Annotated in this window: 31 protein-coding genes and 1 pseudogene; 22 read left to right on the top strand and 10 right to left on the bottom strand. The window is 67.2% G+C overall.

Annotated features, from left to right (window positions below):
* The first annotated feature begins 223 nt into the window (after positions 1-223).
* Together queC and queE are read left to right on the top strand one after the other, a co-directional pair.
* Positions 224-922: a 7-cyano-7-deazaguanine synthase QueC gene (gene queC / locus PGN16_RS08910; RefSeq protein ID WP_335309055.1), complete on the top strand. Its 699-nt coding sequence runs from the start codon at positions 224-226 to the stop codon at positions 920-922.
* Positions 919-1551 (top strand): 7-carboxy-7-deazaguanine synthase, encoded by a 633-nt coding sequence (gene queE, locus PGN16_RS08905; protein ID WP_335309054.1) that lies wholly within the window; start codon positions 919-921, stop codon positions 1549-1551. Before queC ends, queE begins: the two co-directional genes overlap by 4 nt.
* Before the next feature lie 39 nt (positions 1552-1590).
* Here the strand turns inward: queE and PGN16_RS08900 are convergent, their stop codons facing one another.
* The 3 genes from PGN16_RS08900 to lipB form a co-directional block, all read right to left on the bottom strand.
* Positions 1591-2280, bottom strand: coding sequence for a hypothetical protein (locus PGN16_RS08900; protein WP_335309053.1), 690 nt, complete (start codon positions 2278-2280; stop codon positions 1591-1593).
* Between the two features lie 220 nt (positions 2281-2500).
* On the bottom strand, positions 2501-2761 hold the full coding sequence (locus tag PGN16_RS08895) for a hypothetical protein (RefSeq protein ID WP_335309052.1): 261 nt from the start codon (positions 2759-2761) through the stop codon (positions 2501-2503).
* Positions 2762-2853: 92 nt separating this feature from the next.
* A complete protein-coding gene (gene lipB / locus PGN16_RS08890) occupies positions 2854-3540 on the bottom strand; it encodes a lipoyl(octanoyl) transferase LipB (RefSeq protein WP_335310310.1) in 687 nt (228 codons plus the stop codon).
* Between the two features lie 133 nt (positions 3541-3673).
* On the opposite strand from lipB, the gene PGN16_RS08885 reads away from it, so the two are divergent.
* Together PGN16_RS08885 and PGN16_RS08880 are read left to right on the top strand one after the other, a co-directional pair.
* Entirely contained in the window at positions 3674-4501 is an 828-nt protein-coding gene (locus tag PGN16_RS08885) for a hypothetical protein (protein ID WP_335309051.1), read from the top strand.
* Positions 4498-5241 (top strand): hypothetical protein, encoded by a 744-nt coding sequence (locus PGN16_RS08880; RefSeq protein WP_335309050.1) that lies wholly within the window; start codon positions 4498-4500, stop codon positions 5239-5241. Before PGN16_RS08885 ends, PGN16_RS08880 begins: the two co-directional genes overlap by 4 nt.
* Here PGN16_RS08880 and PGN16_RS08875 read toward each other — a convergent pair.
* Positions 5211-5747: a GNAT family N-acetyltransferase gene (locus tag PGN16_RS08875; RefSeq protein ID WP_335310309.1), complete on the bottom strand. Its 537-nt coding sequence runs from the start codon at positions 5745-5747 to the stop codon at positions 5211-5213. The two genes, PGN16_RS08880 and PGN16_RS08875, sit on opposite strands and share 31 nt — an antisense overlap.
* Before the next feature lie 62 nt (positions 5748-5809).
* Positions 5810-6652: an oxygen-dependent coproporphyrinogen oxidase gene (gene hemF, locus PGN16_RS08870; RefSeq protein WP_335309049.1), complete on the bottom strand. Its 843-nt coding sequence runs from the start codon at positions 6650-6652 to the stop codon at positions 5810-5812.
* A 64-nt stretch (positions 6653-6716) separates the two neighbouring features.
* Here hemF and PGN16_RS08865 point away from each other — a divergent pair, with 64 nt between their 5' ends.
* Positions 6717-7505 carry an AcvB/VirJ family lysyl-phosphatidylglycerol hydrolase gene (locus PGN16_RS08865; protein WP_335309048.1) on the top strand — a complete coding sequence of 263 codons (789 nt, stop codon included), beginning with the start codon at positions 6717-6719 and terminating at the stop codon, positions 7503-7505.
* Between the two features lie 99 nt (positions 7506-7604).
* Here PGN16_RS08865 and PGN16_RS08860 read toward each other — a convergent pair whose 3' ends face one another.
* Positions 7605-8057: a tRNA (cytidine(34)-2'-O)-methyltransferase gene (locus tag PGN16_RS08860; protein ID WP_335309047.1), complete on the bottom strand. Its 453-nt coding sequence runs from the start codon at positions 8055-8057 to the stop codon at positions 7605-7607.
* A 174-nt stretch (positions 8058-8231) separates the two neighbouring features.
* Here PGN16_RS08860 and petA point away from each other — a divergent pair, with 174 nt between their 5' ends.
* The 10 genes and pseudogenes from petA (at position 8232) to tatC (ending at position 15200) form a co-directional block, all read left to right on the top strand.
* Positions 8232-8810: a ubiquinol-cytochrome c reductase iron-sulfur subunit gene (gene petA, locus PGN16_RS08855; RefSeq protein WP_443019658.1), complete on the top strand. Its 579-nt coding sequence runs from the start codon at positions 8232-8234 to the stop codon at positions 8808-8810.
* A 14-nt stretch (positions 8811-8824) separates the two neighbouring features.
* Positions 8825-10111 (top strand): cytochrome b, encoded by a 1287-nt coding sequence (locus PGN16_RS08850; protein WP_335309045.1) that lies wholly within the window; start codon positions 8825-8827, stop codon positions 10109-10111.
* 30 nt (positions 10112-10141) lie between these two features.
* Complete coding sequence (locus PGN16_RS08845) at positions 10142-10984, top strand: cytochrome c1 (protein WP_335309044.1); 843 nt, start codon at positions 10142-10144, stop codon at positions 10982-10984.
* 117 nt (positions 10985-11101) lie between these two features.
* Positions 11102-11632: an adenine phosphoribosyltransferase gene (locus tag PGN16_RS08840; RefSeq protein ID WP_335309043.1), complete on the top strand. Its 531-nt coding sequence runs from the start codon at positions 11102-11104 to the stop codon at positions 11630-11632.
* Positions 11633-11721: 89 nt separating this feature from the next.
* Entirely contained in the window at positions 11722-12264 is a 543-nt protein-coding gene (locus PGN16_RS08835; RefSeq protein ID WP_335309042.1) for a peptidase, read from the top strand.
* 90 nt (positions 12265-12354) lie between these two features.
* Positions 12355-13093: pseudogene (locus tag PGN16_RS08830) on the top strand (segregation and condensation protein A).
* Positions 13090-13659 (top strand): SMC-Scp complex subunit ScpB, encoded by a 570-nt coding sequence (scpB, locus tag PGN16_RS08825; protein ID WP_335309041.1) that lies wholly within the window; start codon positions 13090-13092, stop codon positions 13657-13659. The pseudogene PGN16_RS08830 and the gene scpB overlap by 4 nt, the downstream one beginning before the upstream one ends.
* Positions 13660-13687: 28 nt before the next feature.
* The gene (locus PGN16_RS08820; protein WP_335309040.1) at positions 13688-13924 is read left to right on the top strand and encodes a twin-arginine translocase TatA/TatE family subunit; all 237 of its coding nucleotides are present in this window, start codon (positions 13688-13690) and stop codon (positions 13922-13924) included.
* A 29-nt stretch (positions 13925-13953) separates the two neighbouring features.
* The gene (gene tatB, locus PGN16_RS08815) at positions 13954-14421 is read left to right on the top strand and encodes a Sec-independent protein translocase protein TatB (protein ID WP_335309039.1); all 468 of its coding nucleotides are present in this window, start codon (positions 13954-13956) and stop codon (positions 14419-14421) included.
* Positions 14418-15200: a twin-arginine translocase subunit TatC gene (tatC, locus tag PGN16_RS08810; protein WP_335309038.1), complete on the top strand. Its 783-nt coding sequence runs from the start codon at positions 14418-14420 to the stop codon at positions 15198-15200. The genes tatB and tatC overlap by 4 nt, the downstream gene beginning before the upstream one ends.
* A 231-nt stretch (positions 15201-15431) precedes the next feature.
* Here the strand turns inward: tatC and PGN16_RS08805 are convergent, their stop codons facing one another.
* The 3 genes from PGN16_RS08805 to PGN16_RS08795 all read right to left on the bottom strand — a co-directional run bounded on the left by PGN16_RS08805 (position 15432) and on the right by PGN16_RS08795 (position 17575).
* Positions 15432-15566, bottom strand: coding sequence for an entericidin A/B family lipoprotein (locus tag PGN16_RS08805; protein ID WP_335309037.1), 135 nt, complete (start codon positions 15564-15566; stop codon positions 15432-15434).
* Positions 15567-15817: 251 nt separating this feature from the next.
* Entirely contained in the window at positions 15818-17356 is a 1539-nt protein-coding gene (locus PGN16_RS08800) for a sensor histidine kinase (protein ID WP_335309036.1), read from the bottom strand.
* A gap of 60 nt (positions 17357-17416) precedes the next feature.
* Positions 17417-17575 (bottom strand): NepR family anti-sigma factor, encoded by a 159-nt coding sequence (locus PGN16_RS08795; protein WP_162143908.1) that lies wholly within the window; start codon positions 17573-17575, stop codon positions 17417-17419.
* Positions 17576-17841: 266 nt separating this feature from the next.
* On the opposite strand from PGN16_RS08795, the gene PGN16_RS08790 reads away from it, so the two are divergent.
* The 3 genes from PGN16_RS08790 to PGN16_RS08780 all read left to right on the top strand — a co-directional run bounded on the left by PGN16_RS08790 (position 17842) and on the right by PGN16_RS08780 (position 19613).
* Positions 17842-18636 carry a response regulator gene (locus PGN16_RS08790; protein WP_335309035.1) on the top strand — a complete coding sequence of 265 codons (795 nt, stop codon included), beginning with the start codon at positions 17842-17844 and terminating at the stop codon, positions 18634-18636.
* An 88-nt stretch (positions 18637-18724) separates the two neighbouring features.
* Positions 18725-18862: a hypothetical protein gene (locus tag PGN16_RS08785; protein WP_335309034.1), complete on the top strand. Its 138-nt coding sequence runs from the start codon at positions 18725-18727 to the stop codon at positions 18860-18862.
* A gap of 103 nt (positions 18863-18965) precedes the next feature.
* On the top strand, positions 18966-19613 hold the full coding sequence (locus tag PGN16_RS08780) for a sigma-70 family RNA polymerase sigma factor (RefSeq protein WP_335309033.1): 648 nt from the start codon (positions 18966-18968) through the stop codon (positions 19611-19613).
* 91 nt (positions 19614-19704) lie between these two features.
* Here PGN16_RS08780 and PGN16_RS08775 read toward each other — a convergent pair whose 3' ends face one another.
* Positions 19705-19884 carry a hypothetical protein gene (locus PGN16_RS08775; protein ID WP_335309032.1) on the bottom strand — a complete coding sequence of 60 codons (180 nt, stop codon included), beginning with the start codon at positions 19882-19884 and terminating at the stop codon, positions 19705-19707.
* A gap of 39 nt (positions 19885-19923) precedes the next feature.
* Between PGN16_RS08775 and PGN16_RS08770 the strand changes: the two genes are divergently transcribed.
* From PGN16_RS08770 to erpA, 4 genes are all read left to right on the top strand, one after another.
* Entirely contained in the window at positions 19924-22569 is a 2646-nt protein-coding gene (locus PGN16_RS08770) for a bifunctional [glutamine synthetase] adenylyltransferase/[glutamine synthetase]-adenylyl-L-tyrosine phosphorylase (protein ID WP_335309031.1), read from the top strand.
* Complete coding sequence (locus PGN16_RS08765) at positions 22548-22994, top strand: peroxiredoxin (RefSeq protein WP_335309030.1); 447 nt, start codon at positions 22548-22550, stop codon at positions 22992-22994. The genes PGN16_RS08770 and PGN16_RS08765 overlap by 22 nt, the downstream gene beginning before the upstream one ends.
* 202 nt (positions 22995-23196) lie before the next feature.
* Positions 23197-24333 (top strand): M23 family metallopeptidase, encoded by a 1137-nt coding sequence (locus tag PGN16_RS08760; protein ID WP_335309029.1) that lies wholly within the window; start codon positions 23197-23199, stop codon positions 24331-24333.
* A gap of 156 nt (positions 24334-24489) precedes the next feature.
* On the top strand, positions 24490-24828 hold the full coding sequence (erpA, locus tag PGN16_RS08755) for an iron-sulfur cluster insertion protein ErpA (protein WP_335309028.1): 339 nt from the start codon (positions 24490-24492) through the stop codon (positions 24826-24828).
* Positions 24829-24835: the final 7 nt, after the last annotated feature.

Raw genomic sequence — 24835 nt, 5'->3', positions numbered from 1 at the left:
GCGACAAGAGTGGATGCGGGTTGAGAGCACCCGATCCGTCCTAACCGTTCATTAACCCTTGTCCGTCATAAGGATGCCATGCTGTTTCGGCGGCATGCTCTCTCCCCCGCCCGGTCGTACGGGCACCCTTCGGGCCGCCCATGGGCGGCCCGTTCTTTTTGCACCATCTTCGGTCAGCGCGGTGGTTGCACTGGAGCGGGAGTGCGCCTAGCTCGCGCGGATCATGACCCATTCCACTCCTGCGGTCGTGCTCGTCTCGGGCGGGCTCGACTCCCTGGTGTCCGCGGCGCTGGCGCGCGAGGCCGGGCATTCGCTTTACGCGCTGTCGATCGACTATAATCAGCGGCATCAGGTCGAACTCGCCGCCGCCCGCCGCGTTGCGCGGGCGCTCGGCGCGGTTCGTCACGTCGTGCTGCCGATCGACCTGTCGGCGTTCGGCGGCTCGGCGCTGACCGACAGCGCGATCGACGTGCCCAAGGACGGCGTCGGAGAAGCGATCCCGGTCACCTATGTGCCGGCGCGCAACACGATCTTCCTCAGCCTGGCGCTCGGCTGGGCGGAAGCGGCGGGGGCGCGTGACATCTATCTCGGCGTCAATGCGCTGGATTATTCGGGCTATCCCGACTGTCGACCGGAGTTCATCGCCGCGTTCGAGCATCTCGCCGAACTCGCGACCAAGACCGGGGTCGAGGGCGTGCCGTTCCGCTTCCGCGCGCCGCTCCAGCACATGACCAAGGCCGATATCGTCCGGGAGGGCGCGCGGCTGGGTCTGGACATGGGGATGAGCTGGTCGTGCTACGATCCCGCACCCGGCGCGCGGCATTGCGGACTGTGCGACAGTTGCCGGTTGCGGCACAAAGGGTTCGAGGAAGCGGGCGTCGCCGATCCGACCGATTATGCGGTCACGCCGCCCGCGCCATGAGCTATGCCGTCAAGGAAATGTTCCTGACGCTCCAGGGCGAGGGCGTGCAGGCGGGGCGACGCGCGGTGTTCGTGCGCTTCGCCGGGTGCAACCTGTGGAGCGGGCGCGAGCAGGACCGCGCGACCGCGGTGTGCCGGTTCTGCGACACCGATTTCGTCGGTACCGACGGGCCGGGCGGCGGCAAGTTCGCGGATGCCGCGGCGCTCGTCGCGGCGGTCGAGCGCTTCTGGGGCGAGGGGAGTGCGCGACGCTTCGTCGTCCTGACCGGGGGCGAGCCGATGCTGCAGGTCGACGATGCGCTGGTCGATGCGTTGCATGACGCCGGGTTCGAGATCGCGATCGAAAGCAACGGGACGCTGGCGGTGCATCCCAGCATCGACTGGGTGTGCATCAGCCCCAAGGCGGGCAGCGAGACGGTGCAGCGCATCGGCGACGAGTTGAAGCTCGTCTGGCCGCAGCCGGGCACCGACATCGCGGCGATCGAGGGCTGGGACTTCCAGCACTTCCTGCTTCAGCCGCTGGATGATGCGGCCGGCGACGCGAATGTCGCCGCGGCGATGGCGGTGGTCATGGATCGCCCGCGCTGGCGGCTGTCGCTCCAGACGCACAAGCTGCTCGGCTTGCGCTGATCGTAATGGCCGGTGCGGTTCGCCGCACCGGCCGCGGCATCACCGCGCGGCGTAGCTGACCGCGCCGAACGGCTGCCCGCACTTCTTGACGACGAACTCGTCCTTCTTCCAGCATGCCTTGTCGAAGCGCGGCAGCGCGGCGGGGGTCAGGGAGACCAGCATCCGCGGGAATTGCTGCTCGCCCCACGGCGTCAGGCTGTTGCGGACCTCGCGCATCCGGCCGAGCGCGATCTCGCCGAAGGAGCCCCGCGGCGCATAGAGCGCTTCACGCCCGATGTTCGACGTGGTGGTGCAGAAGCCATATTGCGCCGCGACCGTCGCAAAGCCCGAGTACGTGCGGGTGCCGAACTGGTCGAGCGCGTTCTGGCCCTCCTTCTTCGACTTGGCGGTGCGCTCGAAATACTTGCCGAGCAGCGCGTAGGATTGCGCCAGCTCCTGCTTATGATCGGCCAGAATCGCATTGTAGTTCTGGACCGTGAGCAGCGTCGGTTCGAACTGGCATTGCAGCGCGGCGACGTTCAACGCGGCGCGCATGTTCCAGACCATCGCCGCGCGCAGTTCGTCGGCGTTTGCGCCGGGCAGTAGCTGTCCGATGCCCGGTTCGTCACCGCGCACGCGCTCGCCGCGCAGATCCTTGCTCTTCATATAGAATTGTGCCGCCGCTGGCGTCGTGACCAGCAATCCAGCCGCCAACGCCGCGATCGCGCGGGCGAACCCCACCTTTTGCATTTCCCCAACACTCCTCGCACACGCCCGTGCCGTTGTCGGGCTTTTACGATGATTTGGGGTGATGACCCAAGCGCAAACTATCGCGCATCGGATTCGGTTCATCGCAAATGCCTTGCGAGGCCGAGACTTGTTGGCGGGGCGTAACGGTTCGCATGCGCAAAGAAAAAGGCCGCCCGGTCGTGCCGGACGGCCTTTCGGATACAATCGCCAGTGCGGCAGATTACATCGCGTTCGACATGCCGCCCATGTTCGACATCATCATGTCGTTGCTCATCATGGAATCGTTGGCCATCGCGCCGCTGTTCATGCCACCGTCGACGGCGGTCATGTTGTCGGTCATGGTGTCCATGCCCTCGGTGGCATTCATGTCGGTGACCATGGTGTTCTCGGTGCCTTCGGTCTTCGAACCGCACGCCGAAACCGCGAGAGCGGCCGCCGCGAGCGCCGAGCCGGCCACGAACTTGGTGATGACTGCACGCATGAAATTGCTCCCTAGACTGTGGATTTGGCGACCCTGCGGCCGTTTTTTTGTTCCCAAACCGACATGGACATTAATGACAGATGATCGGCCTCTCAAGTCTCGTTTTCACCGGCACAAGTCAGGCTATTGAGAAAGGCCTCGGCGGTGAACGCCAGAGCAGCGTCGAAAGTTGCAGGGTCCGAACCAATCCCCAATGCGGCGGCGCTGGTCACCGGATATTCGGCCAATCCGCACGGCACGATCCCGGTAAAGTGTTGCAGGTCTGGCGAAAGGTTGACCGAAAATCCATGCAGCGTCACCCACCGGCGTACACGGATGCCGATCGCGCCGATCTTGGCTTCCTGCCCGCTGGCGTCATGCGTCCAGATCCCGATCCGGCCGGGCGCACGGAAGGCGGCGATCCCGATCCGCGCCAGCGCGTCGATCACCCATCCCTCGACCGCATGAACGAAACATCGCACGTCGCGGCCGCGCTTGTTGAGGTCGAGCACCAGATAGCCGACGCGCTGTCCCGGGCCGTGATAAGTGTAGCGCCCGCCGCGGCCGGCGGGCACGACCGGAAAGCGCGGATCGACCAGCTCGCTGGGATCGGCGCTGGTGCCGGCGGTATAGACCGGCGGATGTTCGAGCAGCCATATCAGCTCGCGCGCCTCGCCGGCGGCGACCGCCGCAGCGCGCGCCTCCATTTCCGCCAGCGCGACCGCATAATCGGTCAGCCCCGGCGTCACGCGCCATTCGATCCCCGTCGGGCCGGTAACGCCCGCTGCGATGTCGGTCATGCTGTTCGTGTCCACGCGGCACAGATGCGAGCACGCCGGGCGGTTGGCAAGCGTCCGCCCGTGGACGACGACCATTGCCGAGCGACCGAACTGCCCCTACGCCCGGAGTAGAGGCATCCGCAGGCGGCATGAGGTGGCGATGATCAGGATCGGCGACGTGTGGGATCGGACGGTGGACGTCCTGCGCGGGCGGGCCGGAATCCTCACGAGCATCGCGTTGCTGACGCTGGTGTTGCCCGGCATCGTCGGGGCGGCGCTGGGGACGTTGGTGCCCTTGGCCGGTTCCGCCGCGATCGTCGGGCCGTTGCTTCGCCTGGGTGTGCTGGTGCTGTTGATCCTGGGCGTGCTGGCGATGACCGCGGTCGCGAGCGATCCGGCGGTCGACCGCGCGCAGGCGTTGCGGATCGCAGGTGAGCGGTTACTGCCGGCGTTGGGCGTGTTGGTCGTGCTGGTGGCGGCGGCGATCGTGGTGTTCATTCCCGCGGGCGCTTTGCTGGCGCTGTCGGGCGCGACGCTGTCGATGGGCGGCAAGCTCGACATGTCGCACGCCGCGCCCGGCTATACGGCCGGCGCGGGACTGTCGGTGTTGCTGGCGGTCCTGCTGGGGCTATGGTTCAGCGCGCGGATCGTGCCGTTGTTCGGGATCGTCACCAACGAACGGCGCGGGCTGGGTGCGCTGCGCCGCAGCCTGGCGCTGAGCAAGGGATCGACGCTGAAGCTGATCGGCGTGCTGATCCTCTATTTCATCATCACGACCGTCGCGATGCTCGCCGCCACGTCGGTGGTCGGGATCATCGCGCGGCTGATCCTGGGCGGCGAGGCGCAGGGCGGCGTAGGGTTCGTGGTGGCGGTGATCAGCACGTTGATCTCGGCCGGCGCCACGATGGTGCAGAGCGTGTTCTACGCACGCTTCTATGTCGCCGCGGTCGAGCGCGAGCACCGGATGGCGCCGCTGGCATGACGATCGGCTTCGCCGGGTTGCTGTCGGTCGTATGGCGTCTGTTCCGACGCGATGCGACGCTGCTGCTGCCGATCGCCGGCACCTTCGTCTTCCTGCCCGCCTTCGCCGCCGCGCTTCTGTGCGATCCGTTGCCGTCATTGCCGACGGGGCCGCGCAGCGAAGTGGCGATGGAGGCGTGGCTGAGCAACGTCGCGCTCTGGAGCCAGGACAATGGCATCTGGTTCCTGCTGGCGGAATTGATCGGCACCTACGGCATCGCGGCGATCGCGCTGTTCCTGCTCGAGCCGGACCGGCTGACGATCGGGCAGGCGCTGGGGCAGGCGATCGTGCGACTGGTGGCGTTCACGATCGCGACCGCGGCGATGGCGGTGCCGGTGGCGATGGGGCTGTGGCTGCTGGTGCTGCCGGGGCTGTACGTGCAGGCGCGGCTGATCGTCGCGGTCCCGGCGATGGCGCGGCATCCGGCGCTGAAGCCGCTCGCCTCGCTGCGGCTGAGCTGGAAGATGACCAAGGGGCTGGATCGCGCGCTGACCGGGGCGATCGTCACCCTGTTCCTCGCGCAATGGCTGACGGTGTCGCCGCTGCTGCTCGCCGACGAGTCGTTGCGCAGTGGGATGGGCAATCCGCTTGCTCTGGCGCTGGTCGACGCGCTGATCGCCGCGATCGGAACGAGCTACGCGGTCGCGCTGCTGCTGCTCGGCGTCGTCGCTTACCGAATCCGCGCCAGCAAGGGGACCTGAGGCGCGGCATCGGCGGGGAGCACGCCGAGCACGCGCGGATCGGTGAACGTCTCGATCGTCCGCTTGGTCGCGACGAAGCCCTGCGCGCGGTAGAAGCCGAGCGCCCTGGGGTGGTCGAGCGTGCAGGTGTGCACCCACACCCGCACGATGCCGCTGCGCCACGCGAGCCCCAGCGCCTGCGCCATCAGCCAGCGCCCGAGCCCGCGCCCCGCCAGTTCGGGGACGAGCGCGAAATAGCCGATCTCGCACGCGGTTGGGTGGCGGAAATCCAGTTCCAGCATCCCGACCTCGATTCCGGCGCGATCGACCACGGCATAGACCTCGACCGCCGGATCATGGACGATCGCGATGAGCGCGGCATCGTCCATGACCAGCCGCGAGAACCACAGCCATGGCGCGCCGACGCGGCGGAACAGCGTCCGGTATTTGTCGGGCGATGGCTGCTCCCACCGCACCAGCCGCAGCGAGGCGTCCGGCAGTGCGCGCGGGCGCGGGCGCTCGGTCATCTCCAGCGTCGTGACGATCGCGGCGACCTGATCGTCACGCAATTGGGTCAGCCCCGCCACCGTCAGGCCCAGGTCGCCACGGGGGGAAGGCTCATCAGGATCGCGTCGATGTTGCCGCCGGTCTTGAGCCCGAACAGCGTGCCGCGGTCATAGACGAGGTTGAACTCGGCATAGCGCCCGCGCCACGCGCGCTGCTCGGCAATGTCGGCCTCGCTGAACGGCATGTCCATCCGTCGCCGCACGATCCGCGGATAGACGTCGAGGAACGCGCGCCCGACATCCTGCGTGAACGCGAAGTTGCGCGCGAAATCGCCCTCCAGATGATCGTAGAAGATCCCGCCGACCCCGCGATGCACCTGCCGGTGCGGGATGTAGAAATAATCGTCGGCCCACTTCTTGAACCGCGGATAATGCTCGGGATCGTGTGCGTCGCAGGCGCGCGCCAGCGTCGCGTGGAAGTCCTCGGTATCCTCGGCGATCGGCAGCGGCGGGTTGAGGTCCGCGCCGCCCCCGAACCAGCGCTTGGTCGTCACGAGGAAGCGCGTGTTCATATGCACCGCCGGCACATGCGGATTGGCCATGTGCGCGACGAGGCTGATGCCCGTGGCGAAGAAGCGCGGATCGTCGCCCGCGCCGTGGATGGTCTTGCCGAATTCGCCCTCGAAGGTGCCGCCGACGGTCGAGACGTTGACGCCGACCTTCTCGAACACACGGCCCTTCATCACGCCGCGCACCCCGCCGCCGCCGGGCAGGCCGCCGGGATCGTGGCGGTCCCAGGGCGTATAGTCGAACCCGGCATCCGAGCCGGCCTCGCGCTCGATCGCCTCGAACTCCGCGCAGATCCGGTCGCGCAACTCCTCGAACCAGGCGCGCGCGGCGGCCTGTTCGTCATCCAGCGTCATCATGCCGCCGACCTAGCGCGTCGGTGCGCGCTGGCCAAGGCGCAGCGGCAATGGCAGAGCGGGGCACATGAACGCCAAATCCTTCTGGCGCGGGGTGCGCGTGACCGCGGTCAGCTCCGCCTTCGTCTGCGCGATGGTCGCGGCGGGCGGCTATTTCGATCGCGATCCGTACCATCTCTATCCGGCACAGCCGCCCGCACGCCCGATCGGGGTCGTCAACATTTCCGGCGACATGGGGCTGCGCTTCCTGCTCGGCGCCTCGACCTCGCGCGGGCTGACCGAGCATCACGTCACGGTGCTCGGCGTCTCGTCGCCGGTCTTCTTCCGGTTCCGCCGCACCCGCGCGGAGGTCGACGCGTTCGTCGCCGATGCGGTGCGCACTGCGCTGAAACGCACCGGGCAGCAGCGGGTGGTGGTGATGGGCCAGTCCTATGGCGCGGACATCGTCCAGACCGGGCTGGCGCATCTGCCCGCCGACCTGCGCGCGCACGTCGCCGGGATCGTGCTGATCCTGCCGGGGGAGACGGTCTTCTATCGCGCCGATCCGACCGGCTGGGTCTATCGCGGAACCCCCGACAGTCTCGGCGCGGAGACGGGCAACACGCTGACCTGGGCGCCGCTGACCTGCATCTATGGCGACGAGGAGGACGACAGCCTCTGCCCGAAGCTGCGCGTGCCGGGCGCGAAGATCATCGCGATGCCGGGCGGCCACAATCTCCACCACGATGGCGAGGGCCTGCTCGTGCACGTGCTCGGCGCGGTCGCGCGTGCTGAGGTCGGTCGACGTTCAGCTTCCCGGTGCAGCACCGTCGAGGGATCGAGCCGGGCAGTCCCTTGCTCGTCGCCCCGGACCTGATCCGGGGCCCCGCTTCTTGCCGACGACGTTAGAAGCGCGATCCCGGATCACGTCCGGGATGACGGGAGAAGGCAGGCGATGGGAGGATGTCGAGCGGCCCTAGTCCGCCGGCCAGCCGTCCGTCTGCCGCAGCGCCTCGCCCAGCAGCATCGCCCCCGCCACCGCGACGTTGAGCGAGCGCAGCCCGGCGCGCATCGGTACGCGCACGCGCAGGTCGGCACGGTCGTGCACGTCAGTCGGCACCCCGGCCCCTTCGCTGCCCAGCAACAAAATGTCATCGGCCGCGAACCTCGCCGCGGTCAGCGGCACCGCGCCGGTGGTGGTCGCCAGCACGATCCGGCCGGTACTGGCGGAAAGGAACGCGTCCCAGTCTACGTGACGGCGGACCTCGACCTTGCCGGCATAGTCCATTCCCGAGCGCGCCAGCGCGCGATCGCTCCACGGAAAGCCCATCGGCTCGATCAGATCGACCGCCACGCCGAGGCACGCGCCGAGCCGCAGCAGCGTGCCGACGTTGCCCGCAATGTCCGGTTGGTAGAGTGCGATCCGCATCGCCGCCGTCCTTACGCACGCAAAATGCTGTTGGCAAAGCGGCGAGGGCACGGCTATCAGGCCGGAAAGGCCGCCGTGGGGACGGGCAGGCCACAGGCGGGGAGCAACAGTGTCGCACGCGGCATCAGCCACCCGCCGGACAGAGGAACGGGCAGAGGTGTGACGCGAATGGCGATGGCAGAGCAGGAAATCCCCCTCGGCGAAGATCCCGCGCCCTATCATGAGGAAGCGCACGATCCGCGCCGCCGCGACTTCATCAACATCGCCGCGGTGTCGTTCGCCGGGGTCGGCGCGGTCGCGATCGTCCTGCCGCTGATCAATCAGATGAACCCGTCGGCCGACGTGCTGGCGCTGTCCACCACCGAGATCGACATCTCGAAGATCGCGCCGGGGCAGGCGATCAAGGCCAGCTTCCGCAAGCAGCCGCTGTTCGTCCGCAACCTGACGCCGAAGGAAATCGGCGAGGCCGATGCGGTCGACGTCTCCTCGCTGCGCGATCCGCAGACGCTGGAAGAGCGCACCAAGGCGGGCAAGAAGAACTGGCTGATCACGCTCGGCGTCTGCACGCACCTCGGCTGCGTGCCGCTGGGCGCGGGCGAGGGCGAGAACAAGGGGCCGTTCGGCGGCTATTTCTGCCCGTGCCACGGTTCGGCCTATGACACCGCCGGGCGCATCCGGCAGGGACCGGCGCCGCAGAACCTGCACGTGCCCGACTATACGTTCAATTCCGACACCGTCGTGACGGTCGGCTGAGGGGAGATACCGACATGAGCTTTCCCTGGGCCAAGCATTACGAGCCGAAGGCGCCGCTGATGCGCTGGGTGGACGAGAAGCTGCCGCTGCCGCGCCTCGTCTACAACGCGATCGGCGCGGGCTATCCGGTGCCGCGCAACCTCAATTATTTCTGGAACTTCGGCGTGCTCGCGGGCGCGGCGTTGGTCATCCAGATCGTCACCGGCGTCGTGCTGGCGATGCATTACGCCGCCAATGCCGGCGTCGCGTTCGGCTCGGTCGAGAGCATCATGCGCGACGTCAACGCCGGCTGGTTCCTGCGCTATGCGCACGCCAACGGCGCGTCGATGTTCCTCGCGGTCGTCTACATCCACATCGGGCGCGGGCTGTATTACGGATCGTACAAGGCGCCGCGCGAGATGGTGTGGCTGCTGGGCGTCGTGATCTTCCTGCTGATGATGGCGACCGCCTTCATGGGCTATGTGCTCCCTTGGGGGCAGATGAGCTTCTGGGGCGCGCAGGTCATCACCGGCTTCTTCTCGGCGATCCCGCTGGTCGGCGAGACGATCCGGGTCTGGCTGCTCGGCGGGTTCGCGCCCGACAACGCCGCGCTGAACCGTTTCTTCTCGCTGCACTATCTGCTGCCGTTCGTGATCGCGGGGGTCATCATCCTCCACATCTGGGCGCTGCACATTCCGGGCTCGAACAACCCGACCGGCGTCGACGTGAAGGGCGAGCAGGACACGGTGCCGTTCCACCCTTACTACACCGCCAAGGACGGCGTCGGCGTCGGCGTGTTCTTCCTGATCTTCGCATTGTTCGTGTTCTTCTCGCCGAACCTGCTGGGTCACCCGGACAATTACATCGAGGCGAACCCGCTCTCGACCCCGGCGCATATCGTGCCCGAATGGTACTTCCTGCCGTTCTACGCGATCCTGAAGAGCTTCACCGCGGACTTCATCCTGCCGGCGAAGCTGTGGGGCGTGCTGGCGATGTTCGGGTCGATCCTGCTGCTGTTCTTCCTGCCGTGGCTGGATGCCTCGCCGGTGCGCTCGGCGAATTATCGTCCGACGTACCGCTGGTTCCTGCTCGTGCTGCTGCTCGACGTGCTGGTGCTCGGCTATGTCGGTGGGGCCGAGGCGACCGCGCGCAACGTGATGATGGGCCAGATCGCGGCGGGATATTATTTCGCGCACTTCCTCATCATCCTGCCGCTGGTGTCGGCGGCCGAGCGTCCGCGCCCGCTGCCTAACTCGATTACCGAGGCGGTGCTGGCGAAGCACGGCGGCACCAGCCCCGCGCAGACCGCGATGGCGAGCTGAGACAGAGACGAAGAGAGGATTCGACAGAAGATGGTTCGTCTCATTTCACTGCTGGTCGGCGCGGGATTCGTCTTCGTGCTGGCGCTGGCGCTCTTCTTCACCGCGAAGGACGCGATCCAGAACCCGGCACCGCACACCGCCGAACATGCGTTCCATAAGCACCCGGAGAACATCCACCTGTCCTCGGCCGGGCTGTTCGGGAAGTTCGATCGTGCGCAGCTCCAGCGCGGCTTCCAGGTCTACAAGGAAGTCTGCGCTGCCTGCCACTCGCTGAAGTACGTCTCGTTCCGCGACCTGCAGAAGATCGGCTATAACGAGGCCGAGGTGAAGGCGATCGCCACCCAGTGGGTGATCGAGCAGCCGAGCGTGAACCCGGAAACGGGCGAGGCGGCGACGCGCAAGAACCTGCCGTCGGATCACTTCCCGTCGCCGTTCGCCAACGAGGTCGCGGCGCGCGCGGCGAACAACAATGCGCTCCCGCCCGACCTGTCGCTAATGACCAAGGCGCGCGAGGACGGCTCGAACTACGTCCATGCGCTCATCACCGGCTATCGCGACCAGCCGGCCGAGCTGCTGCAGGAGTTCCCAGACGCCAAGACGCCGGAGGGGCTGCACTACAATCCGTATTTCGCGAACCTCAACATCGCGATGCCGCCGCCGATCACGTCGGACGGGCAGGTGACCTATTCGGACGGGACCAAGGCGACCAAGGACCAGATGGCGCGCGACGTCGCCGCGTTCCTGACCTGGACCGCCGAGCCGAACCTCGAGGCGCGCCATGCGGCGGGCGTCGCGGTGGTGATCTTCCTGCTGATCTTCGTCTATCTGACCTGGGGTGCCTATCAGAACGTGTGGCGCGACGTGAAGCATTGATCGGGCGTCCCGACCCGGCGCGCCAGCAGGGTCGGGACGTGTCATGAGGCGACGTCCATCAGGTGTAAGCGGCGACCGGGCACTCCCCCGGTCGCCGTTTTCGTGTAGGCGGAGCGTATGAACGACGACCTCAAGGCGCTGATCCGCACCATCCCCGACTTCCCCAAGCCGGGCATCCAGTTTCGCGACATCACCACGTTGCTGCTCTCGCCGCAGGGACTCGCGACCTGCGTCGAGCGGATGGTGGCGGCGGTCGAGGGCCCGGTCGACCTGGTCGCCGGCGTCGAGGCGCGCGGCTTCCTCTTCGCCGCCGCGCTGGCGATCCCGTTGCAGGCCGGCGTGCTGCTGATCCGCAAGGACGGCAAATTGCCCGGCGCGACGATCGCAGAAGATTATGCGCTGGAATATGGCACCGACCGGATCGCGATCCACGCCGACGCCTGCGCGCCCGGCGCGCGCATATTGCTGGTGGACGACCTGATCGCCACCGGTGGCACCGCGCGTGCGGCGGTGCGGCTGCTTCGTAAGGCGGGCGCGGTGGTCGCGCAGGCCCAGTTCGTCGTCGACCTCCCCGATCTCGGCGGCGCCGACCTGCTCCGCGCCGAGGACATCGCGGTATCCGCGCTGGTCGCCTTTCCCGGCCACTGAGCACGCGGCCGGAACCACGCGGTTCACCCCTCGTTGACCTCGATTGGTGGTGCGTATCGCCACCATGCTCCATGTGAGGAGAGGCCAGGATGTTCGCGCCACGCGTGCTGCTGATCGGGCTGTTGGGTGGTCTGTCGATGGCGACCGCTTCGTGTACCGATGGTTATGGCTATTCGGGGATCGGGATCGGTGCCGGTAGCGGCTATTACAACGATCCTTATTACGCCGGCGGCTACGGCAACGGTTATTATGGTTGGTACGGGGATTATTATTATCCCGGTACGGGCGTGTACGTCTACGATCGCTATCGCCGCGCCTATCCCTGGAACGACGGCCAGCGACGTTATTGGGCGCAGCGGCGGTATGGCTACGGTGACCGTGACGTGCGCGAGAATTGGGGCGACGTCCGGCGCGAGCGGCGGGATTATCGCAACGACGTGCGGGGCGACCGGCAGGCCTATCGCAATGGCCAGATCACGCGCGACCAGTTCCGTCAGCAACGCCAGGACGCGCGGCGCGCCTATCGCAACGACGTCCGCCGCGACTTCCGCGATCTGCGTGGCCAGAATCGTGCCGAGGGCATCCGTACACCGCGCCCCGATCGCGCGTTTCGACCGCGCGAGCGCCGTTGACGGCACCCACCGGCTCTGGCGGAGCGGTGCCCGATATGCCAGTCTCTACGGCGTGGGGGACAGAACGGCCTTGATGATTAGCGGCACGGCATGACGAGCGAGCCGCCCACGCAATTGACGCTCGACCTGGACGGTTTCGAAGGACCGCTCGACCTGCTCCTGTCGCTCGCACGCGCGCAGAAGGTGGATCTGCGCGATATTTCGATCCTCCATCTGGTCGAGCAATATCTCGCTTATGTCGAACGCGCGCGCGTGCTGCAGTTGGAGCTGGCCGCCGATTATCTGGTGATGGCGGCATGGCTGGCCTATCTGAAATCCGCGCTGCTGCTGCCGCGCGAGGCCGAGGTAGAGACCGATCCAGAGGAATTGGCGATCAAGCTCCAGCTTCGGCTGGAGCGGCTGGATGCGATGCGTGAGGCCGGGGCGCGCCTGATGGCGCGCGATTCGGCTGGGCCGCGACGTCTTCCTGCGCGGCGCGCCCGAGGGATTGCATGTCGATCGCAAGGCGTTCTGGTCGGTCGAATATTATGATCTACTGGCGGCGTTCGGGCAGGTGACTGCCCGCGCCCGGCCCGCGCTGCACGTGGTGCGTGATCGGGAGGTGGTGACGCTGGAGGCGGCACTCGCGCGGGTGGCGGCGCTGTTGGGTACGACGATCGACTGGCAGGCGCTGGAGCGCTTCCTGCCCGAGACGGGCAGCAATCCGCTGCGGCGGTCGGCGCTGGCGTCGAGCTTCCTCGCTGCGCTGGAACTCGCGCGGCAGGGCAGGGCCGAGTTGCAGCAGGAGGCGCCGTTCGCGCCGCTCTACGTGCGTCGGCCCGCGGCATGAGCGACGCGTATGATCGCGCGGTCGAAGCGGTGTTGTTCGCCGCCACCGAACCGCTGACGCGCGAGGCGATCCGCGCCCATGCCGGCGAGGGCGACGTGCGCGGAGCGCTGGATCGTCTGACGATCCATTATCGCGGACGCGGCTTCGAACTGGTCGAGCGCGGCGGGCGCTGGCATTTCCAGACCGCGGCGGACCTTGCGCATCTGCTGCGGCGCGGACGCGACGAAATCCGGCGCCTGAGTCGCGCGGGCATCGAGACGCTGGCGATCATCGCCTATCACGAGCCGGTGACCCGCGCCGAAATCGAGGCGATCCGCGGGGTGCAGACGGCACGCGGCACGCTGGACGTGCTGATGGAGGCGGGGTGGGTACGGCCCGCCGGACGGCGCGAAGTGCCCGGGCGTCCGCTGATGTTCGCCACGACCCCCGAATTTCTGTCACATTTCGGGCTCAAGAGCCGTCGCGACCTTCCCGGCGTCGACGATCTGCGCGCCGCCGGGCTGCTCGACCCGGTCGATCTGGCCTTCGATCAACTCGCGGTGGAAAACGCCGTCGAGGAAGACTAGATACGGTTCCATCTTAGGAGATTTCGTCATGGGCAGTTTCAGCCTTCCGCATATCCTCATCCTCGCGGTGGTCGCGATCCTGCTGTTGGGCGGCGGTCGTTTCTCGAACCTGATGGGCGACGTCGCCAAGGGTGTGAAGAATTTCAAGAAGGGCATGGCCGAAGAGGACGAGGACGATCGTCCCAAGGCGCGGATCGAGGCCAAGAGCCACGCCGAGCCGGCGTTCGACCGCGATGCCGATCGTGTTCGCGAGGAACGCCGCTGACCGATCGTATCAAGCCCGGCGCGCGCTGAATGTTCGATATCGCTCCCTCCGAATTCCTGCTGGTCGCGTTCGTCGCACTGGTCGTGATCGGTCCCAAGGATCTGCCAAAGGCGATGCGCGTCCTTGGCTATTGGGTCGGCCGCGCGCGCGCGGTCGGCCGCCAGTTCCGCAACGGCTTCGACGAAATGGTGCGTGAGGCCGAGCTGGAGGAGATGGAGAAGAAGTGGAAGGCGGAGAATGAGCGGATCATGCGCGAGCATCCGTTCGTCCCGACCCCGCCGGCTGCGCCTGCGCTGCCCGATCACGCCTCTGCCAGCGATGCCCCGTCGCCGATCGACGACGTCCAGCATCCCGTGATGGTCGAGAAGCCGCATGTGGTCCCCGAGCCGGCAGCGGTGGCGGACGAGCCGCGCAACGAGCAACCCACTGAGGTGCGTGACGGCGACGATCGTCATGCGCCCGATGGCCGCGTGATCCAGGACAAGGCTGCATCGTGACCGAGATCGTCGACGAACTGGAAGATTCGCGCGCGCCGTTGCTCGACCATCTGCTCGAGCTGCGACGGCGGTTGTTGTACTGCATCGCCGCGATCCTGGTGGCGTTCTTCGTCTGCTGGTATTTCGCGGAGGACATCTTCGCCTTCCTCGTCCAGCCGCTGCTCCATGCCGGGCAGAAGACGGTCATCTACACGCAGGTGTTCGAGGCGTTCTTCGTTCAGGTGAAGGTGGCGTTCTTCTCGGCGATGATGATCTCCTTCCCGGTGATCGCCAACCAGCTCTGGCAGTTCGTCGCGCCCGGCCTTTATCGCAAGGAGCGGCGGGCATTGCTGCCGTTCCTGTTGGCGACGCCGGTGTTGTTCCTGATGGGCGCGTCGATGGCGTATTTCATCGCGATCCCGATGGCACTGCATTTCCTGCTCGGCTATTCGGGAATGATCGGCGGGGTGCAGCAGCAAGCATTGCCCGCGATCGGCAATTATCTCAGCTTCGTCATGCAATTCCTGTTCGGGTTCGGCGCGGCGTTCCTGTTGCCGGTGCTGTTGATGCTGCTGGAGCGGGCAGGGATCGTCACCCGCAAGCAACTGATCGGCGCACGGCGCTATGCGATCGTCGGTGCCTTCGCCATCGCGGCGGTGCTGACGCCACCCGATGTCGGATCGCAGCTCCTGCTCGCGATCCCGCTGGTGATCCTGTACGAGGCCGCGATCATCGGCATCTGGTTCACCGAGCGTCGGCGTGCACGCGAGGACGTCGCTGCCGCCGCCAACGCGGAATAACCGGAGCTTTCGGGCCCTTACGCCCGCGATACCGACGGCGTCCGCCTGACTTCCCACCGTCATCCCGGACGTGATCCGGGAGCCCGCTTCTTTTCCTTGACGGCGGCCAGGAAGAAGCGGGGCCCCGTATCGAGTCCGGGGCGACGGCGATGAGGCGAGCCGATCGCTTCTACGAAAACGGGCGGCCCGTCATGCGACGGGCCGCCCGTTTGTACGTCGGCGTGACGAAGCTTACTTGTTCTTGTCCGCTGCGCCCGCGACGGCGTCGCCCGCCGACGACACGTCCTTGCCGACACCATGGACGGTGTTGCACGCCGACACCAGCACGGCACCCGCCAGGACAGCAGCCGTCAGAACTTTACGCATGGGACAGTCTCCAAAAAATCCATAGCGCACAATGCGTAATCGCCGCGGTTCGTTCCGCGGTGAGCCATGAAGGTGGAGGGGGGAAAGTTAAGGCCCGGAAGCACCACCGGGGGGGGGAGGGTAGGTGCTTCCGGGCCCATGTCTTGGATAGCGAAAGCGGGGGGGCGTATAGTCGCTATCCGAGGATGAGAACGACGAAGGTTGGACGGGGTTCCGCGCTTCATGCGAGAATTCAAAAGTATTTTACAATGCTACTCGCGCCCGGTGACCGCGATCGCGATTTCGTAGGCGCCGGTGAGCGGATCGTGCTGAAGGGTCGAGCGCAATTGCCGCGTCAACCCCTCGATCACGCGCCCGTAGCGATGCTGAAGCCCCTCGCGTAGGTGGTCGGTGTCGACCAGGGCGCGCGACGACAGGCGAAGCAGTGCGCGTTGCGGATCGTCAACCGGCTTGAGCGTGATCCGCACTTGCGTCTCGCTGACGCAGGTCATCGCCAGTTCCACCAGCTCGGTGACCAGAAAAGCGACTGCGACGGCCACGTCCTGCGTGACGTAGAAGGTGTCGATATCGAGCACGATCCCGACGCGCGTGCCCTCCGGCGCGGTGGCGCGGATGCTGGAGGCGAGTTCGCCGAGCACGGCCCGCAAGCCGACCCCACGATTTTCCTCCATCTCGGCATAGTGATAGCGATGGACGACCGCGAGCGCATCGACGCGCCGCTGGATCGAGGCATAGGCCTGCGTCGCCTCGACGCTGCGCGCGCCACGGGCGTGGAAGTTGATCAGGCTGGAAATGACCTGCAGGTTGTTCTTGACGCGGTGGTGGACCTCGCGCGTCAGCTTGGTTTGCCGCATCAGCCCGTCGGCAAGTTCGGCTTCGTGGATCGCGACCGTGCGGCTGAGCGCGCGGAATGTGTCGCCCAGGTCGCGGATCTCCTGAGCCGGAAGCGCGCGCAGCATGGCGGGATCGGGCTGATCGCCCGGCGCATAGGCCGCGATGCTGCCGCGCAGTGCGCGCAACGGTGCGATCAGCAGCCGGTCGACCACGAACCAACTGATCGCGGCGGCCGCCGCCCACATCAGCAGCGGAAAGGTGAGCGCGATCAGCAGCGGCGACCCGATCGGCGCGCTGCGCACCTGCATCTCCAGCGCGAGCCCGGCAATGCCGAGATCGCTGCGGATCGTCTCACGCCGCTCCAGCGCGCTTTCGCGGTCGAGCGGGTCCAGTTCGAGCCGCTCGTCGCCGAGCGCCAGCGTCAGGCCGTAATCGGGAGCGAACCCGCTCGGACGGCTGATCTGCGCGAGGAAGGGCGCAGGAAAATATGCCGCGGCGGTGAGGCCGTCGTTGCGTCCGGCGAAGCGAAGCATCAGCCCGCGCTTGTCCACGAGCCGCGCGCTCACCGCATCGGTCGGCGACTGGCGCGCGAAGGCGGCGGCGCCGGGGAACGGCTCGCCACAGATGGCGCGGCCGCGCCGGTCAAGGATGACGAACCCGGTGCCCGCCGCGGATTGCTGGGCGAACACGCCCTGCGCGCGTGCGCAACTGGGGGCATCGCCGCGGTCGGCGGTCAATGCGTCGACCGCCACGCGCAGCGCGGTCATGTCGCCGACCAGCTCGATCGCGATCGCGCGGCTCGATTCGGATGCCGCGACGCGCAGGTGGGAACGCAATTCGGTGTCGGCAATCTGCGTCACGCGCAATGTCGCGAAGATCGCGATCAGCGCGAGCGGCAAAAGCGCGATGCTGAGGATCAGGAACAGCTTTGCGCCGGTGGGCCAGCGCGACACCATGTCGAGACGCCCCGCGGCGGGACGGGGGGCGTCAACCGCGGAAGGGGCGGCCACGTCGCTTTAGTCTAGCTTGCCGAGCAGTGAGAGCAGGTCGTCCGGCACCGCTTCCTCCACGGTCTTCTGGTAGACGGAGCGCAGCGCCGATCCCATGTCGCGGTTCTTCGATTGTGCCGCGGTGCCCTTTTTCGGCTTTTCAGGCGCTTCCTTATCCGACGTCAACGTAAACCCCCTAAGACAGTCCGACCATCGGCACCCCAGACGGGCCAACACAGCACCGCAGGACGTTCGTCGGACGAACGCCCCAACCGGACAAGCGCGTAATGCACGTATGACCGATGAAACCAAACCCGGCGTCGTTGGTTCCATGGCCGTGCGACGAAAATCGCCGGTCGGGGGGTATCATCTGCGACCTGTCATGACGTCCGCATCCATTTGGGTATCGGCGGTGCCGGCCTGGGCCGCGCCGCAGGGAGGGTTTTCTACACATGTCGCTCGGACAACAACTCGCGCCGCACCTTCCGTTCCTGCGCCGCTACGGTCGCGCGCTGACGGGCAGCCAGGCGCAGGGCGACCGGTATGTGCGCGCCACGCTGGAAGCGATCGTGGCCGCGCCGGAGGAATTTCCGCGTGATGTCGATCCGCGGCTCGGGCTCTATCGCACCTTCCAGGCGATCTGGAATTCCGCCAATTTCGACGAGACCGCCGAGGAGACGCCGGCCGAGGATCAGGAAGCGGTGGCGCGCGCGCGGCTGTCGCGGATGACGCCGCTGTCGCGGCAGGCGCTGCTGCTGACCGCGATGGAAGGTTTTACCCCCGAGGATGCGGCGTATCTGATCGAGGTCGATGCGGCCGAGGTCGATGCGCTGGTCGCCGAGGCGCTGGCCGAGATCGAGAAGCAGACCCGTGCGCGCGTGCTGATCATCGAGGACGAGCCGATCATCGCGATGGACATCGAATCGATCGTCCGCGACTTGGGGCATGAAGTGACCGGCGTTGCGGTGACCCGCGACGAGGCGGTGGCGCTGGCGATGGAGGATCGTCCGGGTCTGGTGCTCGCCGACATCCAGCTTGCCGACGACAGTTCGGGGATCGACGCGGTCAAGGACATCCTGGCCGAGTTCAACGTGCCGGTGATCTTCATCACCGCCTTCCCGGAGCGGTTGCTGACCGGCGAGCGGCCCGAGCCGACGTTCCTCATCACCAAGCCGTTCCAGCGGTCCACGGTGAAGGCGGCGATCAGCCAGGCGCTCTTCTTCGACGAGAGCACCGTTCCGGCCTGATCGCGGCGCGCTGCCTAACGATCCGGCATCCTGTTGCGGGTCCGTGTTCGATACGGACCCAAAACGGTTCTGAAGGGTTACATCGCTTATGGCAGACGAAAACGAGCGCATTCACCTCGACACCGACGAGGCGCGGGCGGGCAGCACGCCGGGCATGACGCGATACATCCTGGTGGCGTCATTGCTGCTGGTGGTCGCGATCTTCGCTGCGATCCTGTTGTCCTGACACGCGGATGTTGACGCACGGACTGGCCAAGCGGCCGGACGCTACCTATCTTGACGGCTCGGACGGGCGCCAGCACGGCGCCGATCCAGCACAACGGAGCGGCATGACCCAATCCAATACGCTCGCAGACGATGCGCCGGCGACGGGGCCCGTCGAGCACGTCGCGCTCTCCGACCCGGAGTTCAAGAAACAGTTGGCGCTGGTGATCCCGCACCTGCGCGCCTTCGGGCGATCGCTGTCGGGCAATCGCGATCTGGCCGACGATCTGGTGCAGGAGACGTTGCTGAAGGCCTGGGCGGCGCGCAAGCGTTTCCAGGCCGGCACCAACATGCGCGCCTGGACCTTCATCATCCTGCGCAACCTGTTCCTGAGCCAGATGCGTCGCGCGCGATTCAAGGGCGAGTGGGACGATCTGGTCGCCGACCGCGTGCTTGCGGCACCTGCCAGCCAGGACAAGCATGTAGAATTGGCCGATATGCAACGTGCGCTGATGCACTTGCCGCAGCCGCAGCGCGAGGCGTTGATCCTCGTCGGCGCGGGTGGCTTCGCCTATGAAGAAGCGGCGGAGATCTGCGGTGTCGCGGTGGGCACGATCAAGAGCCGGGTGGCACGCGGACGTGTCGCGCTCGAGGCGCTGATGGCCGGTAGCGCGCTGTCGTCGCGTCGTGACCACGAGGTCGACAGCGAACGGTCGACGCTGGATTCGATCATGAGCGAAGTCGACGAGTTGAGCCGCGACCGCGACGCCTGATTCAGGTTCCTGTTCGTCATCGTGAGCGCAGCGAGGCAGTCCAACCCGACGTTGGACTGCCTCGCTGCACTTGCATTGGCACCAGGTGAGATCAGTCGCGAAAGCGGACGCGCCGGAGCCGATCTAGGCAGCACTCGATCTCGCAGGGCATCTTCGTCTCCTTGCGGAATGCGGCCCGCAGCGGAGCAGCGAGCGCGTCCGCGGCGTGCTCATCACGCACGACATAGGCGCCGTGGGAAGGAACGCCGTTGGAGGAGGCTTCATGAACCATGGTGCCGCAACGCCGACTTTGCGCTAAGGTTGCGGGCGTATGACTGATCCGGTCGCCGAGGCGCGGGCGCGCGCTGCCCGCTTCGCACCATTTCTGGACGGGCTGATCGCGCGCGAGGACGTGACCGCCGCCACGCTCGCCAGCCCGGACGTGCCGATCGGAAAGAGGCTGCGGCTGGAGCGCCGACAACTCGCATTGCAGGTCGCGGAGGGCGATCTGGCGGGGACGATGGACCTGACCGCGGTGACCGCCGCATTGACCGACTTCGCCGACTCCGCGCTCGATCGCGCGATCACCGCCGCGATCGTGGAGCGTACCCCCGATGCCGTGCCGCAGGGTTTCGCCGCGATCGCGCTGGGCAAGCAGGGAAGTCGCGAACTCAATTATTCTTCCGATATCGATCCGATCCTGATCTACGATCCGCTCACCCTGCCGCACCGCCCGCGCGAGGACGCGGCGGATGCGGCAGTGCGGATCGGGCGGCGTGTGCTGGAACTGCTGCAGGCGCGCGATGCCGATGGCTATGTGTTGCGCGTCGATCTGCGCTTGCGACCCTCGCCAGAGGCGACGCCGATCGTCATTCCCGTCGAGGCGGCGATCGCTTATTACGAGTCGCAGGCGCTGCCATGGGAGCGCGCCGCGTTCATTCGCGCCCGGGCGGCGGCGGGTGACCGCGCGCTGGGACAGCGGTTTCTCGATACGATCCGCCCGTTCATCTGGCGGCGCAGCCTCGATTTCGGCGCGGTCGGCGAAATCCTCGACATCACGCGTCGCATTCGCGACCATCATGCGCAAGGGCAGGCGTTCGGCCCCGGTTACGATCTGAAGCGGGGGCGGGGTGGCATTCGCGAGATCGAATTCTTCGCCCAGATCCACCAGTTGATCCACGGCGGACGCGATCCGGCGCTGCGTGCGCCGGCGACGCGCGATGCCTTGGCCGCGCTGGCGGCGGCGGGGCGGATCGACGCCGATGACGCGCGGGCGTTGTCGGATTCCTATACGCTGCTGCGCACGATCGAGCATCGTATCCAGATGATCGACGACCGGCAGACCCATGCGCTGCCGACCGGCGACGGGCTCGACCGGGTCGCCCGCTTGCACGGGCTTGCCGATGGCGCTGCATTGCTGGACCTGTTGCGCCCGGCGGTCACGCGCGTCGCCGCGACCTTCGACAAGCTGGCGCCGGCCCCGGCCGCCGCGGTGCCGCACGATGCCGAACGCCTGCTCGCCTATCTCGCGAAGGCCGGGTTCGCCGAAACCGCGGACGCTGCGCGGCGGATCGTCGCGTGGCGTGAGGCGCGCTACCCGGCCTTGCGAAGTGGCGCGGCGCAAAGCGCGCTGGAGGCGGTACTTCCGGGATTGGTCGAGGCGCTGGCGCAAGCCGCGGTGCCGATGACGGCCCTGAACCAGCTCGATCGCCTGCTTGAGCGATTGCCGAGTGCGATCAACATCTTCCGCTTGCTGGAGGCGCGGCCGGCGCTGGCGACGTTGCTGGCGGACATATTGAGCCATGCGCCGACGCTGGCCGAGGCGCTGGCGCGGCGGCCCGACCTGCTCGACGGGTTGATCGATGCAAGCGCTTTCGACCCGGTCGGCGACGTGGCGACGTTGATGGCGCAGATGCGTGCGACCGAGCGGGACGCGGATTATCAGGCGGTGCTGGAGCATGTCCGCCGCGTCGTCGGTGATCGGCGCTTCGCCTTGGGCGCGCAGATCGTCGCGGGGCGGGCCGATCCGCTGGACGTGGCGGCAGGCTATGCGCGGGTCGCGGAGGCGGCGGTCGAGGTGCTGACGGCGGCCACGGTCGCGGCGTTCGAGGCGGTGCATGGCCGGGTGCCGAGGGGGGAATTGGTGCTTCTGGCGCTGGGGAGGCTTGGCGGCGCGGCGCTGACCCATGCCTCCGACCTCGACCTGATCTATCTGTTCACCGGCGATTTCACCGCGGAATCGGATGGTGCCAAGCCGTTGGGAGCGACGCTGTATTTCTCGCGACTGGCGCAACGCGTCACCGCGGCGCTGTCGGTGCCGACCGCGGCGGGGCCGCTGTATCAGGTGGACACACGGTTGCGGCCGTCGGGCGCGCAGGGGCCGCTGGTGGTCAGCGTCGATTCCTTCGCGCGATACCAACGCGAGGAAGCATGGACGTGGGAGCATATGGCGCTGACGCGGGCGCGCGCGATCTACGGCAGCGCGGCGGCGCGCGCGGCGGTGGAGGCGATCGTGGCGGGCGTGCTGCACGGTGACCGGCGCGCGCACGATATCGCCGCTGACGCAGCGTCGATGCGTGCCGAGATGGCGCAGCACAAGCCGCCCCAAGGGCCGTTGGATGCCAAGCTGCTGCCGGGCGGATTGGTCGACCTGGAGTTCGCGGTGCATGTCGCGCAACTGACAAGAGGAATCGCGTTCACGCCCGATCTGGGCAGGGCGGTGGATATGCTGATCGCGGCCGGCGTGTTCGCGCCCGAACTGCGCGCCGCCTATGATCTGCTCGGACGGCTGCTGGTCACCGTCCGGCTGATCGCGCCCGACGCGCAGGAGCCCGCCGCCGCCGCGACGCGGGCGCTGATCGCGCGCGCGGTGATGCTGCCTGATTGGGAGACGGTGCTTGCCACGCTGGCGAGGGTGCGCGAGAGCGTCGCGGCAAGCTGGCAGGAGAGCATCGCATGGACACCCTCCCCGACGTGATCGCTACCGGCGTCGATGGCGCGCCGTTGCGGCTGCATGACCTGCCGCGCCCGCTGGTCGTGTATTTCTATCCCAAGGACGACACGCCGGGCTGCACGCGCGAGGCGCAGGACTTTTCAGCCTTGTCCCAGGAGTTTGCCGCTGCAGGCATCACCGTGCTCGGCGTATCGCGCGACACGGTCGCCAAGCACGCCAAGTTCCGCGACAAGCACGCGCTGACCGTCACGCTCGCCAGCGATCTCGACGGGAGCGTTACCGAAGCGTTCGGCGTGTGGGGCGAGAAGCAACTGTACGGCAAGACCTATATGGGGATCGAGCGCGCGACGTTCCTGTTCGATCGGGAGGCGAAGCTGGTGCAGGCGTGGCGCAAAGTGAAGGTTCCGGGCCATGCCGAGGCCGTTCTTGCGGCCGCAAGGACACGCTAAATCACGCGAACTGCCGCTTCTTACAACGACTCGGCGCACGACTCCGGCACTTGGACGCGCACATGGGCACAAGCTATTGCCTGATTAACCTTTAGACGCGCACAAACCTTTGCGTTCGCTGCGGCGTTTTTTCGCGAGCGGGCACGGAAAAAGGGGAAGACCGGGGCGTGTTGCGCCGGTCGCAGTCTTGATCTGGGGTTTGATGACCGACACCGCTTCTTTGCCGGCCGGGCGGCCGCTTGTGCGCCTGAACGCCGTGATCGCCGGACGCCCGGCGCTGCTGCGCGGGGGCGCCGCACTTCTGCTCGGTTTCGCCGGCTATGGCGCGCTGCAAGCCTCGACGCAGGTCGCACAGGCGGCCGGGCTGACGCCGGCCGCGGCGGCGCAGGCGCAGCGGATGCAGGCGATGGAGCACAAGGTCGAGCGGATGCAGGCGCGCGTCGCGACGATCCGCACCGCCGCGCAGCAACATGCCGCGCGCATCGAGCAGCGGCAGGAACTGCTGACCGCGGCGCTGACCGGGCAGGGCGATGCGCGCCGGATGGCGCTGGCGACGCTGGCGGTCGATCCGCAGGCGACGCGCGTCGCCGCCGACACGATCCGCCCGTTCCTGAAGGTCGAGCGCCGGCAGGTGGCGCTGGCACAGGGCGCCGAGCAGCATTTGCTCGACCGCTATGCCGCGACCGTGCAGCAGCTTCGCCAGCGCGGCATCGCGCCGACCCGCGTCGCCAAGGCCGGTTCGGCGATGGGCGGCCCGCTGGTCGAGGCGACCAGCACCGAGGCGCGCGCCGATCTCGCCGCCGATCAGCAATTCCGCTCGCTGTTCATGACCTGGAAGAAGCTCGATCGGCTGGAGCAGGGCGTGATCGCAATCCCGTCGGTGCAGCCGGTCCAGAAGCTGCAGTTCACCAGCAACTTCGGTATCCGATCCGACCCGTTCCGCGGCACCGCCGCGATGCACGCCGGGGTCGACATTCCCGGCCCGTCGGGCACGCCGATCTACGCGACCGCCGATGGCATCGTCAGCCACGCCGGCCGGCAGGGCGGTTACGGCAACATGGTCGAGATCAACCATGGCAAGGGCATCGCGACCCGTTACGGCCACCTTTCCAAGATCATCGTCGCCGACAACACCCGCGTGAAGCGCGGGCAGCTCATCGCGCTGATGGGGTCGACCGGGCGCTCGACCGGGCCGCACCTGCATTATGAGGTGCGGATCGACGGCCATGCGGTGAACCCGGTGCCGTTCCTGACCACCGCCGATTATCTGATGGCGGCGCAGGATCGTGCGGTCGGGCAGATCCCGGTGTCAACGAGCGGGCCGGCACCGCAGGACTGAGGCGGGGCGACTCCCTCATACCGTCGCCCCGGACTTGATCCGGGGCCCCGCTTCTTTCCGCCAACTACGGTAAGAAGCGGGATCCCGGATCAAGTCCGGGATGACGAAGAAGGAGATACTCTTTCCGTTTGCGGCAGTCGCGCCTATCTTGATGCCATGGCCACGCTCGCACCCGACATCATCCTGACTCCTGCCGCCGCGGCGCGCGTGGCGGCGATCGCCGCGCGTCAGAACAAGCCCGCGATCCTGCGGCTGTCGGTCGAGGGTGGCGGTTGCTCGGGGTTTCAGTATCGCTTCGGCTTCGCCGACGCGCCCGAGCCGGCCGATCTGGTTGCCGAGACGGATGGCGTGCGGCTGGTGGTCGATGACATCAGCCTCGACCTCGTTCGGGGCGCCAGCGTCGATTATGTCGAGTCGCTCGGCGGCGCGTCGTTCAAGGTCGAAAATCCCAATGCCGCCAGCGGCTGCGGGTGCGGCACCAGCTTTTCGGTGTAGTTAGACA

It is taken from the genome of Sphingomonas phyllosphaerae, assembly GCF_036946485.1.
Taxonomy (GTDB): Bacteria; Pseudomonadota; Alphaproteobacteria; order Sphingomonadales; family Sphingomonadaceae; genus Sphingomonas; species Sphingomonas phyllosphaerae_E.
Note: the sequence above shows the minus strand (reverse complement) of the source record. Positions and strands in the feature narration are given on the sequence as shown.